Source organism: Mycobacterium sp., assembly GCF_052145595.1.
Taxonomy (GTDB): domain Bacteria; phylum Actinomycetota; class Actinomycetes; order Mycobacteriales; family Mycobacteriaceae; genus Mycobacterium.
This window is the reverse complement of record NZ_JBKQOI010000081.1, coordinates 65,650-79,042: the sequence shown is the minus strand read 5'-3', so window position 1 is coordinate 79,042 and position 13,393 is coordinate 65,650. Positions and strand designations below refer to the sequence as shown.

Genomic DNA, 13,393 nt, shown 5'->3' with positions numbered 1-13,393 from the left:
CCGACGGCGCACCACCCGCGCCCAAGACCGGGCCCATCGCATCGCCACCGAACGCCGACACAACCGCGACGCACGCCTGGCCCGACGTGCCGAGCCCGCCAGCTACACAGGCCCGGCCCCACCCCACACCGACGATCCGCCACCGTTCTAGGTGGGGATATTCAGGCGACCAGCCGGTCAGCCTGCGGGTAGTCCTCCCCATGCCTGCGGAATTTGGCTCTGAGCTGGTAATCCCCTAGACTCTAGGGGTTGCCTTGGGCAGACCTCGGCCGGTAAGCGCAAGCATTATCGGCCCCGCGTGCCCTTCGGTGACAAAGACCGCGCACGTCAGGTTTTGGTGGGCCTTGATTTCTGGGGTTCACCGAATGGGTTTTCTCCTGCCGTGCACACGTGAACCAGGTCAGGAGATCGAGTGATTCAGCAGGAATCGCGGCTGAAGGTCGCCGACAACACCGGCGCCAAGGAGATCTTGTGCATCCGGGTGCTCGGTGGTTCGTCGCGACGCTACGCCGGCATCGGTGACGTCATCGTCGCCACCGTGAAGGACGCCATTCCCGGCGGCAACGTAAAGCGCGGGGACGTGGTCAAGGCCGTCGTGGTGCGCACGGTCAAGGAGCGCCGGCGTCCCGACGGCAGCTACATCAAGTTCGACGAGAACGCCGCGGTGATCATCAAGCCCGACAACGACCCGCGCGGGACGCGCATTTTCGGGCCGGTCGGCCGCGAACTGCGCGAGAAGCGATTCATGAAGATCATCTCGCTGGCCCCGGAGGTGTTGTAGATGAAGGTCCACAAGGGCGACACCGTCCTGGTTATCGCTGGCAAAGATAAAGGGGCCAAGGGCAAAGTCTTGCAGGCTTACCCGGACCGTAACCGGGTGCTGGTCGAGGGCGTCAACCGGATCAAGAAGCACACGGCGGTTTCGACCAACCAGCGCGGAGCTCGGTCGGGCGGAATCGTTACCCAGGAGGCCCCGATCCACGTCTCCAACGTGATGGTGGTCGACTCGGACGGCAAGCCGACCCGCATCGGCTACCGGGTAGACGAGGAAACCGGCAAGCGGGTCCGCATTTCCAAGCGCAATGGCGAGGACATCTGATGACTACTGCAGAAAAGGTTCAGCCGCGCCTTAAGGAGCGCTACCGCAACGAGATCCGGGATGCGTTGCACAAGCAGTTCGGCTACGGCAACGTCATGCAGATCCCGACCGTGACGAAGGTCGTCGTCAACATGGGTGTCGGCGAAGCGGCCCGTGACGCCAAGCTGATCAACGGCGCGGTCAACGACCTGGCGCTGATCACCGGGCAGCGGCCCGAAATCCGCAAGGCCCGCAAGTCGATCGCGCAATTCAAGCTGCGCGAGGGTATGCCGATCGGCGTCCGGGTGACCTTGCGGGGAGACCGGATGTGGGAGTTCCTCGACCGGCTCACATCGATCGCGCTGCCGCGTATCCGTGACTTCCGCGGGCTTTCGCCGAAGCAGTTCGACGGCGTCGGCAACTACACCTTCGGACTGGGCGAGCAATCGGTGTTCCACGAGATCGACGTGGACAAGATCGACCGGGTCCGCGGCATGGACATCAACGTCGTCACCTCGGCGACGACCGACGACGAAGGGCGAGCGCTGTTGCGGGCCCTCGGCTTTCCGTTCAAGGAGAACTGACTAGATGGCTAAGAAGGCATTGGTTAACAAGGCCGCGCGCAAGCCGAAGTTCGCGGTGCGGGGCTACACCCGCTGCGCCAGGTGCGGACGTCCGCGCGCGGTGTTCCGCAAGTTCGGACTGTGCAGGATCTGCCTGCGCGAGATGGCGCACGCGGGCGAACTGCCCGGCGTGCAGAAGAGCAGCTGGTAACAAACCCAGAACAGTTGCGCGGCAGGCCCGGCCGGGAACCACCGCGAGGAAGGTGACAGACGCTGTCATGACGATGACGGACCCGATCGCAGACTTTTTGACACGTCTGCGCAACGCCAATTCGGCCTATCACGACGAGGTGAGTTTGCCGCACTCGAAGATCAAAGCCAACATCGCCCAGATCCTCAAGAGCGAGGGGTACATCAGCGACTTCCGGACCGAAGACGCTCGGGTCGGCAAGGCGCTGGTCATCCAGCTCAAGTACGGGCCCAGCCGGGAGCGCAGCATCGCCGGTTTGCGGCGGGTGTCCAAGCCGGGGTTGCGGGTGTACGCGAAATCCACCAATCTGCCGCGGGTGCTCGGCGGCCTGGGCGTGGCGATCATCTCGACGTCGACGGGCCTACTGACCGACCGTCAGGCAGCCAGACAGGGCGTGGGCGGCGAAGTCCTCGCTTACGTGTGGTGAGAGGGGGTAACCATGTCGCGCATTGGTAAGCAGCCGGTTCCGGTTCCCGCCGGGGTCGACGTAACGATCGAGGGCCAGAACGTCTCGGTGAAGGGACCCAAGGGCACCTTGAATTTGACGGTCGCCGAGCCGATTACGTTGGCACGCAACGAAGACGGTGCGATTGTGGTCGCCCGTCCCGACGACGAGCGGCGCAACCGCTCGCTGCACGGGCTGTCGCGCACCCTGGTGTCCAATCTGGTCACCGGTGTCACGCAGGGTTACACCACCAGCATGGAGATCTTCGGGGTCGGCTACCGGGTGCAGCTCAAGGGCTCCAATCTCGAGTTCGCGCTGGGGTACAGCCACCCCGTGGTGATCGAGGCCCCCGCAGGCATCACATTTGCGGTCCAGTCACCGACGAAGTTCACGGTCTCTGGGATCGACAAGCAGAAGGTCGGCCAGATCTCGGCGAATATCCGCCGCCTGCGCCGCCCCGACCCGTACAAGGGCAAGGGCGTGCGTTATGAGGGCGAGCAGGTCCGCCGCAAGGTCGGAAAGACAGGTAAGTAGTCATGGCGCAATCAAAGGCTGACACCACCGCGCAAAAGCCGGTGGGGCAGAGCGTATCCGCGACGCGGCGGGTCTCTCGGCTGCGTAGGCACGCGCGACTGCGCAAGAAGATCTCGGGCACCCCTGAGCGTCCGCGGCTGGTCGTGCACCGGTCCGCGCGGCATATTCATGTGCAACTGGTCAACGACGAAAACGGCACCACGGTGGCCGCCGCGTCGTCGATCGAGGCCGATGTGCGCGGCCTGCAGGGTGATAAGAAAACCCGCAGCGTGCGGGTGGGTCAATTGATCGCGGAGCGTGCCAAGGCCGCCGGCGTTGACAGTGCGGTGTTCGACCGTGGCGGATACACCTACGGCGGACGGATCGCGGCGCTGGCCGATGCCGCACGCGAGAACGGATTGAGATTCTGATGACAACTGGAAGGACCGCATAATGGCGGAGCAGTCGGCTGGCGGGCTGGGCGCCCCAGACCGCAACGGCCGTGACTCGCGTGGTGACCGCGACAGCCGGGGCCGGCGCGACAGTGGCCGCGGCCGTGAACGTGACGGCGAGAAAAGCAACCACCTGGAACGGGTCGTCGCCATCAACCGCGTCTCCAAGGTGGTCAAGGGTGGTCGGCGATTCAGCTTCACCGCGTTGGTCATCGTGGGTGACGGCAACGGCATGGTCGGCGTCGGCTACGGCAAGGCCAAGGAAGTACCGGCCGCGATCGCCAAGGGGGTCGAAGAGGCGCGCAAGGGCTTCTTCCGGGTCCCGTTGATCGGCGGCACCATCACGCACCCGGTGCAGGGTGAGGCAGCCGCCGGTGTGGTGCTGTTGCGCCCCGCCAGCCCGGGTACCGGTGTGATCGCCGGTGGCGCGGCACGCGCGGTGCTGGAATGCGCCGGGGTCCACGACATCCTGGCCAAGTCGCTGGGCAGCGACAACGCGATCAACGTGGTGCACGCCACCGTCGCCGCACTCAAACTCCTGCAGCGTCCCGAGGAGGTGGCCGCTCGCCGTGGCCTGCCGATCGAGGACGTCGCCCCGGCCGGGATGCTCAAGGCGCGACGGGAAAGTGACGCGCTCGCCAGTGCGGCGGCAGCACGAGAGGCCCAGTCTTCAGGGGCACAATCATGAGTCAGCTCAAGATCACCCAGGTGCGCGGCACGATCGGCGCGCGCTGGAAGCAGCGGGAGTCCCTGCGCACCTTGGGCCTGCGGCGGATTCGCCATTCGGTGATCCGCGAGGACAACCCAGCGACCCGCGGGCTCATCGCCGTGGTGTCTCACCTTGTCGAGGTGGAGCCCGCCGAGACCGGAGGGAAGACCAAGTGACAATCAAGCTGCACGACCTGAAGCCCGCGCCTGGCTCGAAGACGGCTCGTACTCGGGTCGGTCGGGGTGAAGGCTCCAAGGGCAAGAGCGCGGGGCGCGGGACCAAGGGCACCAAGGCCCGCAAGAACGTCCCGGTGACCTTCGAGGGCGGCCAGATGCCGATTCACATGCGGCTGCCCAAGCTCAAGGGATTCCGGAACCGGTTCCGCACCGAATACGAAATCGTGAACGTCGGTGACATCAACCGGCTGTTCCCCCAGGGCGGTGCCATCGGTGTGGACGACCTGGTGGCCAAGGGCGCGGTTCGCAAGAACTCCTTGGTGAAGGTCCTCGGCGACGGCAAGCTGACCGTCAAGGTCGACCTGACCGCGCACAAGTTCAGCGGCAGCGCACGCCAGAAGATCACCGCCGCGGGCGGCTCGGCCACCGAGCTCTGATCAGCCCAGCTCCGGAATCACCTCTGCGGCAAGGCGTTCCATCTGCTCGCGGTTCTCGGTGACGTCGGCGCCGACGGGGTTGAGCAGTAGCATCTGCGCCCCGGCGCCGATTACCTCACGCAGCCCGCGGGCGACGTCGTCGGGTGTGCCCGACACCGGAACCGCCTCGATGCCAAATGTTTTGCCGTAGATGCGCCGCAGCCCGGCAAGCACACGCTCGCGGGCCCTCGTCGCGTCGTCGTCGATCGCCAAGTAGACCCGCTTGCCAATCGTGAAGTGCGCGGGGTCTTTCTGCTGTTCGTCGAGCTCACGGCGCACCACGGTGACGGCTCCGGCGAACGCTTCGGTGGTCGACGAGCCCGCGCCCAAAAACGAGTCGCCGTGACGTACCGCCCTGGCCAGGGCCTTGGGGGCAAGGCCACCGAACCAGATCGGCGGGTGTGGTCGCTGTACCGGCTTGGGCCGGACGGGAAGGTCATCGACTTCGCGAAACCGGCCGTGGAACGTCACCCTCGGTTCGTCGGACCATGCCGCCTTCATCAGTTCCAGACCCTCGGTGAAATACGAGATGTACGTGGCCTTCTCCACGCCGAAGGCGGCGAATCCGCGCGAGCCACCGCCGGTTCCGACACCGATGTCCAGCCGTCCGTGGCTGAGCCGGTCGACGGCGGTCGCGGCCGAGGCCAACTGCAGCGGATCATGCAACGACGTCACCAGGACGGCGACCCCCAGGCGCAGTCGCTCGGTGCCGGCGGCGCAGTACGCCAGCAGCTCCAACGGTGCCAGCAGCGGCGCCTCGCCGACGGTCTGCTCGAGCACCCAGCCTCCCTCGAAGCCGAGCTCCTCGGCGCGGGCGAGGTAGGAGCGAAGGCCGGGGGCGTCGAAGCTGTCGTAGTCCAACTGGGGAATAGCGATGGAAAACCTCACCCGACCACCGTACGACGGGCGGTAGGTACGCTGGGCGAAATGTTCTCCTTCCTGCCCTCGATCCCCGGTATCTTGAATGTCGGGCAAGACATCCGTGCGCTGGCCGGGCGCGTCGATACCGCCCGCCACCACGGCGTACCCAACGGCTGCGTGCTCGAACTCGACCTGCGCACGGTGCCGCCGGAGACGACGGGCTTTGACCCGCTGGTATTCATCACCGGGGGTAGCCGGCCGATGTCACTGCGGGACACGGTCGCCGCGATCCACCGTGCCGCCGAGGACCCCCGGGTCGCTGGGCTGATCGCCCGCGTGCAGCTGGCGGCGTCGCCACCGGCGGCGGTTCAGGAACTCCGGGAGGCCATCGCGGCCTTCAGTGCTCTCAAGCCTTCTGTGGCCTGGGCCGAGACCTATCCGGGCACGCTGTCGTACTACCTGGCTTCGGCGTTCGGCGAGATCTGGATGCAGCCCTCGGGAAGCGTCGGGCTGATCGGCTTCGCGAACAACGCCACGTTCCTGCGCGACGCGCTCGACAAGGCGGGGATCGAAGCCCAATTCGTCGCGCGCGGCGAATACAAGTCGGCGGCAAACCTTTTCACCGAGGGCGGCTTCACCGATGCCCACCGTGAGGCCGTCACCCGGATGCTGGAAAGCCTGCAAGAACAGGTGTGGGAGGCGGTCGCCGAATCGCGCAAGATCGATTCGGACGTGCTCGATGAGCTGGCCGACCGGGCCCCACTACTGCGCGATGACGCGGTGGCCTCCGGTCTGGTCGACCGGATCGGATTCCGCGACGAAGCCTATGCCCGGATAGCGGAACTGATTGGTGTGCAAAATGTTTCGCCAGAGGAAGGCGACTCGGACGGCCCGCCTCGGCTTTACCTGGCGCGCTACGCCGGCTCGGGTCGGTCGCGGCTGGCGCCACCCATGCCCTCGGTCCCCGGCCGCCGGTCCAAGCCGACGTTCGCCGTGGTCACCATAGATGGCGCGATCGTCAACGGCCGCGGTGGGCCTCAATTCCTGCCGCTCGGCACTTCCAGCGCCGGTGCCGACACCATCACGGCGGCGCTGCGGGAGGCCGCCGCCGACGATTCGGTGTCCGCGATCGTGCTGCGGGTGGACAGCCCCGGCGGCGTGGTCACCGCGTCGGAGACGATCTGGCGCGAGGTGAAAAGGGCCCGCGAGCGCGGCAAGCTGGTGGTGGCGTCGATGGGCACGGTTGCCGCGTCGGGCGGCTATTACGTCTCAATGTGCGCCGACGCGATTGTGGCCAATCCGGGTACGATCACCGGCTCGATTGGAGTGATAACCGGGAAGCTCGTGGTGCATGACCTGAAGGAACGACTGGGAGTTGGGTCGGACACGGTGCGCACCAACGCCAATGCCGATGCCTGGTCGGCCGACGCGCCGTTCACGCCGGAGCAGAAGGCCCATCGAGAGGCGGAGGCGGATCTGTTGTATGCCGATTTCGTGGAACGGGTCGCCGAAGGCCGCAACCTCACCACCGAGGCCGTGGACGTCGTTGCGCGAGGGCGGGTCTGGACCGGCGCCGACGCTTTCGAGCGCGGCCTGGTCGATGAACTCGGCGGGTTTCGAACCGCGGTGCGCCGGGCCAAGGTCCTGGCCGGTCTGGACGAGGACACCGAAGTCCGCGTCGTCAGCTACCCCGCCTCCTCACTGCTGCACATGGTGCGACCCCGAGCCTCGTCGCAGCCGGCGGCCGCCTCGCTGCCGGATGCGCTGGGCGCGCTGCTCGGCCGCTCGATTGCCGGGATCCTGGACAACGTCGAGCAGACGCTGAGCGGTGCCAGCGTGCTGTGGCTGGGGGAGTCGCGCCTCTAACCGGCTCTCAGCCGGCAAGCCTGCCGCTGATGAAGATGATCTCGCCGAGCGGGTCGTCGTTTTCCGGGGCGGGCACGTCAATGTCGTGGTGTTTGAACAGTTCCGTTCGCGTGATGCCCGCGACGTCCCACCCCTTGGTCCCCAGATACTCGAGGACGTGGTTGCGTTCGCCGGCATAGACCAGTGACGCCATGTCGACGTCCACGCCGTGGTCGCGGAACGAACCGGTCATCTCCCGCACCCGGTCGGCGTCGAAATCCACGATGCCGGGGACAAATTCGGTGGCGATCGTGCTTCCGGACGCGCTGAGCGCGGTGATGTTGTCGAACAACCGGTCCTGGGCCTCCGGCGGCAAGTAGATCAGCAGACCCTCGGCCAGCCACGCGGTCGGCGCCGTCGTGTCAAATCCGGCCGCTTTCAGCGCGGCCGGCCAGTCTTGCCGCAGATCGATGGCGACGGTGCGACGGGCTGCGGTGGGTGCGGCACCGATGCCGGCCAGGGTGGTGGTCTTGAACTCGATCACCTGCGGCTGGTCGATCTCATAGACCACCGTGCCGTCCGGCCACGGTAGCCGGTAAGCGCGTGAGTCCAGGCCGGATGCGAGGATCACTACCTGCCGCACCCCGGCTTCGGTGGCGTCGACGAAGTAATCGTCGAAATACCGTGTGCGCAACGCCATTCCGTTGATCAGCGCCTGAACACGCTCCGGCGAGGCGTTCTCGATCGCGTCCAGGTCGAGGTCGCCGTCCATCATCTTGGTGAAGAAATCCAGTCCTACCGCGCGCACCAGCGGTTCGGCGAACGGATCGTTGATCAGGCCGCGGGGATCCTTCGTCGCCATCGCGCGCCCGGTCGCGACAAAGGTTGCGGTCGCGCCCACGCTGGACGCCAGATCCCAGTTGTCATCGTGAGCGCGCGGCATGGCCAAACCCTAGCCAACCCCTACTTGAGCGTGGCGGCGACGTAGCTCATTTCGCCGAAGGTGGCCGCCATCTCGTCTTCCGGGAACTCAAACCCGTTGCGCGCATAAAGCTCCCTGGCGGGATGGGGCGTCACCTGCCAGCCGTGGGTGGTCAGGTAGTCGACGACGACGTTGCGCTCGCCGCGGTAGAACAGGTCGGCCGCGTTGAGGTCGAAGCCAAAGCGCTGCCACCGCTCCGAGATGCGCTGCAAGCGCTTATCGGAAAACGTGTTCGGGTCGGGAACGTGCTCGGTGGCCAGCCGGCTGCCCGGCGCGCTGAGTGCGGTGACGTTGTCGAAGAGTCGGTCCTGAGCCTCCGGCGGCAGGTAGGGCAGCAGGCCTTCCGCGCTCCACGCGGTCGGCTGGGTGACGTCAAAACCGCCCTCCCGCAACGCCGCAGGCCAGTCGTCTCGCAGGTCGACGGCGATCGCGCGGCGGTCGGCGGTCGGGGCGGCGCCGAGGTCGGCCAGCGTGTTGGTTTTGAACGCAATGACCTGCGGCTGGTCGATCTCGTAGACCACCGTGCCGGCCGGCCAGCGCAATCGGTAGGCCCTGGTGTCCAGGCCGGAAGCCAGGATCACCGCCTGCCGCACGCCGTCTTCGGTGGCGCCGGTGAAGAAGTCGTCGAAAAACCTGGTTCGTACCGCGATCTGCTCGGTCCTGGCTTTGCGGTTGAACAGCGGGTCGTCCTCGAAATCGATCTTGCCGTCGACGATCCGGATGAAGGGGTCCAGCCCGACAGCGCGCACAAGTGGGTCGGCCAGTGGATCGTCAAGCAGTGCGTCAGGTCCCTGCGACGCCACGGCGCGGGATGCCGCGACCATGGTGGCCGTCGCCCCCACGCTGGACGCCGGTCCCCAGCTGTCACCGTCAGTTCGTCCTGTCCCGACAGTCATTCGCAGTCCCCCTATTTCGCGTTCTTGTCCAGCGTGCCGCTTGAGTAGAGCATGTCGCCCATGCGCGTGTCGTCTCCTTCGAACGGCGGAAGCCCATTGGCCTCGAACAGTTCCCGGATGCTGGCGCTGTTGACTCGCCAACCGTGATCGCTCAGGTAGGGCGCCGCTTCGTTGCGGTCACCGAAGTAGACGAGCCCGGCCATGTCCAGCTCGAAACCGTGGGCGCGCCAGCGTTCGGAGACGGCCTGCATGCGCTCCTTCAGCTTCTCTTCGTCGCCAGGCTCAGGGCTGGGAGCGCTTTCGGTCGCGAAACGGCTGCCCGGTGCGCTGAGTTCGGTGACGGTGTCCAGCAGGCGGTCTTGCGCCTCCGGGGGCAGGTAGCCGAGCAGGCCCTCGGCGCTCCATGCGGTCGGCTGGGCCGGGTCGTATCCGGCGGTGCGCAACGCGGTGGGCCAGTCGTCGCGCAAGTCGACGGCAACCACCCGCCGGTCGACGGTCGGGGCGGCGCCCAGCTCGGCCAGCGTGCGGGACTTGAACTCGATGACCTGCGGCTGGTCGACCTCGTAGACCACGGTCCCGGCGGGCCAGCCCAGCCGGTAAGCGCGGGAATCCAGCCCCGAGGCCAGGATCACAACCTGCTTGATGCCCGCCTGCGTCGCGCCCAAAAAGAACTCGTCGAAAAACTTGGTGCGCACTGCCATGTTGTCGGCCATGCGGGACATGGCCCCGGCGGACCCCGTTGCGCCGTCGTGCACATCGTTCAGTTCGTCGGGGTCCAATTCACCGCTGGCGAGTCGGGTGAGCAGGTCCACGCCGACGGCCCGGACCAGCGGCTCGGCGAATGGGTCGTTGATCAGCGGGCGATCGGCGCGGTTCGCCATGGCGCGGGCGGCCGCGACCATTGTCGCGGTCACCCCGACGCTGGACGCCAGGTCCCAGGTGTCGCCCTCATACCTGGTGGAAGTCATGTTTTGCCCCTATTCAGACGTAGTCGATCTAATATTTAGCCAATATAACAAGCTTCCACCACTGTACGCTTCCCGCGATTCGCGGCAACCTTGACTGATGACGTACACGGCCGCAGGTAAACGGGTGCTCATCACCGGTGCTTCGTCGGGCTTGGGGGCGGCCCTGGCTCGGCAGCTGGCCGGGCAGCGGGCGGTGGTGGGGCTGATCGCCCGCCGGGGTGATCGCCTGGGCGAGGTGCTGGCCGACTGCCGGCGAACCTCGCCGGAATCGGCGATGTGGGTCGCCGACCTGGCCGACACGTCGGCGCTGTCCGACCTGGCGCGACGGGCGTGGGATGTCCTAAGCGGCGTAGACGTGCTGATCAACAACGCCGCGGTCCCGAAACGCCGGCCCGTCGCGGACTTGGAACCCGACGAGGTCGAGGACGTCATGCGGATCAACTTCTTCGCCCCGATGCGGCTGACGCTGGCCCTACTGCCGCGGATGTTGGCGCGCGGGTCGGGCTTGATTGTCAACGTGTCGAGCGTCGGTGGCCGACTCGGGATCATCCACGAAACCGCGTACTGCGCGAGCAAGTTCGCGCTGTGCGGCTGGAGCGAGGCCATGGCCGTGGATCTGCATGGCACTCCGATTTCCGTGAAGCTGATCGAGCCGGGCCCGGTCGACACCGAGATCTGGGACCACCCGGGCAGCGAGGAACCCCTCTACCAGGGTCCCAAGGTGGCCCCCGACGTGGTGGCCGAAGGGATCATCGAGGCCCTGGGCAGCTCTAAATTCGAGCACTACGTGCCGGACATGAAGGCGGTCATCGACGCCAAGAACGCCGACGTCGATGCGTTCATCGCGGGGGTGGCGGGGATGGCGCCGCGATGAAGGCGCTGGTGTACGGCGTGCCGCCGGAGCCTTTCGAGGTTCCCGATGACGCCAACGTGCTGACGCAGAACCTGACCCGCACCCCGACCGCGCTGCGCCAGGTGCCGGATCCGCAACTGCCGCATCAGGATTGGGTGATCACCCGGCCCCGGCTGACCGGCATCTGCGGGTCGGACTCCAAGCAGATCCTGATGGACTTCGGCGAGGCCGACGCCGACAACGCCATGGGCGGCTTCTGCTCTTTTCCCCAAGTCATGGGCCATGAGGTGGTCGCTGACGTGGTCGCGCTGGGGCCCAAGGCCCGCGGGTTGGAGGTCGGGCAGCGCGTTGTGCTCAACCCGTGGTTGTCCTGCGCGCCGCGCGGCATCGAACCGCGCTGTCCCGCTTGTGAATGCGGCGACTACAGCCTGTGCTGGAGCTTCACCGACGGCGACATCAAGCCCGGCATCCACACCGGGGTGTCGGCCGACGTGACGGGCGGATACGCCGAATTGATGCCGGCCCACGACAGCATGCTGTTCGGCGTTCCCGAATCGATTCCCGACGAGTTGGCCGTATTCGCCGACCCGTTTTCGGTGTCCCTGCACGCGATCACCCGCCACCCGCCGCCCCGCTCGGGCCGAGTCCTGGTGTACGGGGCCGGCTCGCTCGGGTTGTGTGCTGTCGCGATCCTGCGCGCGCTCTATCCCGACGTCGCCGTCGCGGTGGTGGCCCGCTTCGAAGCCCAGGCGGAACTGGCCCGCCGGTTCGGGGCCGCCTTGGTGCTCGCGCACGAACCGCGCCTGGCCGTCATCGAGGAGCTGGTCGCCTGGGGCGGTGGCCGGCTGCGGCAGCCGCTGCTGGGTCTGCCGATGGCGCACCCGGGAGCGGTCGAGGTCGTCTACGACACGATCGGCAAGCCGGAGACGTTCGAAGTCGGGGTGCGGGTCCTGACATCCCGGGGGACGCTGGTGAAGGCCGGCGTGCATGCCCCCGGCCGGTGGGAGTGGAGTCCCTTGTATTTCAAGGAGATCAGCTGGGTGGGCAGCAATGCCTTCGGGATAGAAGAAGTCGAGGGCCGGCGCAAGCATGCCATCTCTCACTACCTCGACCTGGTCGCCGCCGGCCGGGTGGACCTGCGCCCCATGCTGTCTCACACGTTCCGGCTGGAGCAGTGGCGCGACGCGTTCCTCGCGATCGCCAACCAGGCCGAGAGCGGTGCCGTCAAGGTGGCGTTCGACCAGCGTTAGTGCACGTTGCGCACACCGTGGGACTCAGACCGTCAGGGCGCCTGGGGATCCGGTGATAGGCAAATCAATCGGGGTGATGACCCCCGGTTGCGCGTCGCAGACGAACGGTATGGCGTTGACCGCCGCGACGGCGGTGCTGTCCATCAACACGGTCATCACGTCTTGTCCCGGTTCGCCGAACCGGATCGTCGCGTCGACACGGGGTGCGCCTTCGATCACGACGCTGAAACCCTCGGGGTCGCTCCATTGCGGGTCGAGCGCGTCGTTGCTCATGGTCCAGCAGATGGCCAGCTCGACCACCGGCCGACCGCCGCGATGACCGCGATAGGTTCGGCGCTGGCCCCCGACTGTGCCGGCGGCGAAGTCCACCCACCCCAGCTTCAGATCCCGGGTCAGCACGGCGGGCTCGACGAAGGCGTCCTTGGAGTCGAGTTCGACGCCCAGCATGGTGGCGATCATGTCCAACGTCTCGAAGTAACCGAGGCCGAATCGTTGTGTCTCCGGGTCGATTTGCGTCACCCGCTGATGGGGTCGTTTGCCGAATCCGAGCACCCGCCATACTTCCCACACGGGGTAGGTGGTGCAGTCCAACGTCTCGACGAGCCTGACGCTGTGCACCTGTCTGCAAGCGCCGGTGAGGAAGCCGGCGACGACGTTGATGAAGCCCGGCTCGAACCCCGTGCCCAGGAAGGTCGCGCGTCCCTGTCGCGCCGCCTCCTCAAGCGCTGGGAGCTCGGCCGGGTGATGGGTGCCGGTCAGGAAGTCTCCCGTGGTGACGACGTTGATGCCGGCGCGCAGCATCCGGATCACCAGTTCGTAGTCGATGACGCGCGGCATGTAGTTCACGCAATCCGGTCGAAGCTCGATCAACGCGTCGGTATCACCGGTTGCGGCCACACCGACCGGGGGTCGGTCGGCCAGCACACCGGCGTCGCGGCCCACCTTGTCCGACCCGAATGCATAGACGCCCACCACGTCGAAGTCGTCGCGGTCTAGCAGGACACCGAGCGCCCGCCTGCCAATGTTGCCGGTCGACCACTGGACTACTCGGTATCGCGCCATGCCCAACCGTAACC

General features: G+C 66.7%; 18 protein-coding genes. 13 read left to right on the top strand and 5 right to left on the bottom strand.

Annotation, left to right across the window (positions count from 1 at the left end; genetic code table 11):
- The first annotated feature begins 412 nt into the window (after positions 1 to 412).
- The 10 genes from rplN to rplO all read left to right on the top strand — a co-directional run bounded on the left by rplN (position 413) and on the right by rplO (position 4,623).
- On the top strand, positions 413 to 781 hold the full coding sequence (gene rplN / locus ACLP4W_RS06820; protein WP_003403649.1) for a 50S ribosomal protein L14: 369 nt from the start codon (positions 413 to 415) through the stop codon (positions 779 to 781).
- Complete coding sequence (rplX, locus tag ACLP4W_RS06815; protein ID WP_442385372.1) at positions 782 to 1,099, top strand: 50S ribosomal protein L24; 318 nt, start codon at positions 782 to 784, stop codon at positions 1,097 to 1,099. It begins immediately after the preceding gene.
- Complete coding sequence (rplE, locus tag ACLP4W_RS06810; RefSeq protein ID WP_442385370.1) at positions 1,099 to 1,662, top strand: 50S ribosomal protein L5; 564 nt, start codon at positions 1,099 to 1,101, stop codon at positions 1,660 to 1,662. Before rplX ends, rplE begins: the two co-directional genes overlap by 1 nt.
- A gap of 4 nt (positions 1,663 to 1,666) precedes the next feature.
- Positions 1,667 to 1,852, top strand: coding sequence for a type Z 30S ribosomal protein S14 (locus ACLP4W_RS06805; RefSeq protein WP_442385368.1), 186 nt, complete (start codon positions 1,667 to 1,669; stop codon positions 1,850 to 1,852).
- 67 nt (positions 1,853 to 1,919) lie between these two features.
- Entirely contained in the window at positions 1,920 to 2,318 is a 399-nt protein-coding gene (gene rpsH, locus ACLP4W_RS06800; RefSeq protein WP_442385366.1) for a 30S ribosomal protein S8, read from the top strand.
- Between the two features lie 12 nt (positions 2,319 to 2,330).
- Entirely contained in the window at positions 2,331 to 2,870 is a 540-nt protein-coding gene (gene rplF / locus ACLP4W_RS06795; RefSeq protein WP_442385364.1) for a 50S ribosomal protein L6, read from the top strand.
- Positions 2,871 to 2,911: 41 nt separating this feature from the next.
- On the top strand, positions 2,912 to 3,280 hold the full coding sequence (gene rplR, locus ACLP4W_RS06790) for a 50S ribosomal protein L18 (protein WP_442385388.1): 369 nt from the start codon (positions 2,912 to 2,914) through the stop codon (positions 3,278 to 3,280).
- A gap of 22 nt (positions 3,281 to 3,302) precedes the next feature.
- On the top strand, positions 3,303 to 3,989 hold the full coding sequence (gene rpsE / locus ACLP4W_RS06785; protein ID WP_442385362.1) for a 30S ribosomal protein S5: 687 nt from the start codon (positions 3,303 to 3,305) through the stop codon (positions 3,987 to 3,989).
- Complete coding sequence (gene rpmD / locus ACLP4W_RS06780) at positions 3,986 to 4,186, top strand: 50S ribosomal protein L30 (RefSeq protein ID WP_442385360.1); 201 nt, start codon at positions 3,986 to 3,988, stop codon at positions 4,184 to 4,186. The genes rpsE and rpmD overlap by 4 nt, the downstream gene beginning before the upstream one ends.
- A complete protein-coding gene (rplO, locus tag ACLP4W_RS06775) occupies positions 4,183 to 4,623 on the top strand; it encodes a 50S ribosomal protein L15 (protein WP_442385358.1) in 441 nt (146 codons plus the stop codon). The genes rpmD and rplO overlap by 4 nt, the downstream gene beginning before the upstream one ends.
- Here rplO and ACLP4W_RS06770 read toward each other — a convergent pair whose 3' ends face one another.
- Positions 4,624 to 5,550: an LLM class flavin-dependent oxidoreductase gene (locus tag ACLP4W_RS06770; protein ID WP_442385356.1), complete on the bottom strand. Its 927-nt coding sequence runs from the start codon at positions 5,548 to 5,550 to the stop codon at positions 4,624 to 4,626.
- Between the two features lie 39 nt (positions 5,551 to 5,589).
- On the opposite strand from ACLP4W_RS06770, the gene sppA reads away from it, so the two are divergent.
- Positions 5,590 to 7,389, top strand: a complete 1,800-nt coding sequence (sppA, locus tag ACLP4W_RS06765; RefSeq protein WP_442385354.1) for a signal peptide peptidase SppA — start codon at positions 5,590 to 5,592, stop codon at positions 7,387 to 7,389.
- A gap of 7 nt (positions 7,390 to 7,396) precedes the next feature.
- Here the strand turns inward: sppA and ACLP4W_RS06760 are convergent, their stop codons facing one another.
- The 3 genes from ACLP4W_RS06760 to ACLP4W_RS06750 are packed head-to-tail and all read right to left on the bottom strand — an operon-like array spanning position 7,397 to position 10,214.
- Positions 7,397 to 8,311, bottom strand: coding sequence for a class I SAM-dependent methyltransferase (locus tag ACLP4W_RS06760; RefSeq protein ID WP_442385352.1), 915 nt, complete (start codon positions 8,309 to 8,311; stop codon positions 7,397 to 7,399).
- Positions 8,312 to 8,331: 20 nt separating this feature from the next.
- On the bottom strand, positions 8,332 to 9,246 hold the full coding sequence (locus tag ACLP4W_RS06755; RefSeq protein WP_442385350.1) for a class I SAM-dependent methyltransferase: 915 nt from the start codon (positions 9,244 to 9,246) through the stop codon (positions 8,332 to 8,334).
- 11 nt (positions 9,247 to 9,257) lie between these two features.
- Entirely contained in the window at positions 9,258 to 10,214 is a 957-nt protein-coding gene (locus tag ACLP4W_RS06750; protein ID WP_442385348.1) for a class I SAM-dependent methyltransferase, read from the bottom strand.
- 97 nt (positions 10,215 to 10,311) lie between these two features.
- On the opposite strand from ACLP4W_RS06750, the gene ACLP4W_RS06745 reads away from it, so the two are divergent.
- The gene (locus tag ACLP4W_RS06745; protein ID WP_442385346.1) at positions 10,312 to 11,088 is read left to right on the top strand and encodes an SDR family NAD(P)-dependent oxidoreductase; all 777 of its coding nucleotides are present in this window, start codon (positions 10,312 to 10,314) and stop codon (positions 11,086 to 11,088) included.
- A complete protein-coding gene (locus tag ACLP4W_RS06740) occupies positions 11,085 to 12,317 on the top strand; it encodes a zinc-dependent alcohol dehydrogenase (protein ID WP_442385344.1) in 1,233 nt (410 codons plus the stop codon). Before ACLP4W_RS06745 ends, ACLP4W_RS06740 begins: the two co-directional genes overlap by 4 nt.
- A gap of 24 nt (positions 12,318 to 12,341) precedes the next feature.
- Here the strand turns inward: ACLP4W_RS06740 and ACLP4W_RS06735 are convergent, their stop codons facing one another.
- Positions 12,342 to 13,379 (bottom strand): NAD(P)H-dependent amine dehydrogenase family protein, encoded by a 1,038-nt coding sequence (locus ACLP4W_RS06735; RefSeq protein WP_442385342.1) that lies wholly within the window; start codon positions 13,377 to 13,379, stop codon positions 12,342 to 12,344.
- Positions 13,380 to 13,393 lie beyond the last annotated feature (14 nt).

Coding starts and splice junctions, on each gene's coding strand:
- ACLP4W_RS06760 (WP_442385352.1), bottom strand. CDS start 8,311: ATGCCGCGCGCTCACGATGACAACTGGGATCTGGCGTCCAGCGTGGGC.
- rplF (WP_442385364.1), top strand. CDS start 2,331: ATGTCGCGCATTGGTAAGCAGCCGGTTCCGGTTCCCGCCGGGGTCGAC.
- rpsH (WP_442385366.1), top strand. CDS start 1,920: ATGACGATGACGGACCCGATCGCAGACTTTTTGACACGTCTGCGCAAC.
- ACLP4W_RS06755 (WP_442385350.1), bottom strand. CDS start 9,246: ATGACTGTCGGGACAGGACGAACTGACGGTGACAGCTGGGGACCGGCG.
- ACLP4W_RS06735 (WP_442385342.1), bottom strand. CDS start 13,379: ATGGCGCGATACCGAGTAGTCCAGTGGTCGACCGGCAACATTGGCAGG.
- ACLP4W_RS06745 (WP_442385346.1), top strand. CDS start 10,312: ATGACGTACACGGCCGCAGGTAAACGGGTGCTCATCACCGGTGCTTCG.
- sppA (WP_442385354.1), top strand. CDS start 5,590: ATGTTCTCCTTCCTGCCCTCGATCCCCGGTATCTTGAATGTCGGGCAA.
- ACLP4W_RS06805 (WP_442385368.1), top strand. CDS start 1,667: ATGGCTAAGAAGGCATTGGTTAACAAGGCCGCGCGCAAGCCGAAGTTC.
- ACLP4W_RS06740 (WP_442385344.1), top strand. CDS start 11,085: ATGAAGGCGCTGGTGTACGGCGTGCCGCCGGAGCCTTTCGAGGTTCCC.
- rpsE (WP_442385362.1), top strand. CDS start 3,303: ATGGCGGAGCAGTCGGCTGGCGGGCTGGGCGCCCCAGACCGCAACGGC.
- ACLP4W_RS06750 (WP_442385348.1), bottom strand. CDS start 10,214: ATGACTTCCACCAGGTATGAGGGCGACACCTGGGACCTGGCGTCCAGC.
- rpmD (WP_442385360.1), top strand. CDS start 3,986: ATGAGTCAGCTCAAGATCACCCAGGTGCGCGGCACGATCGGCGCGCGC.
- rplE (WP_442385370.1), top strand. CDS start 1,099: ATGACTACTGCAGAAAAGGTTCAGCCGCGCCTTAAGGAGCGCTACCGC.
- rplX (WP_442385372.1), top strand. CDS start 782: ATGAAGGTCCACAAGGGCGACACCGTCCTGGTTATCGCTGGCAAAGAT.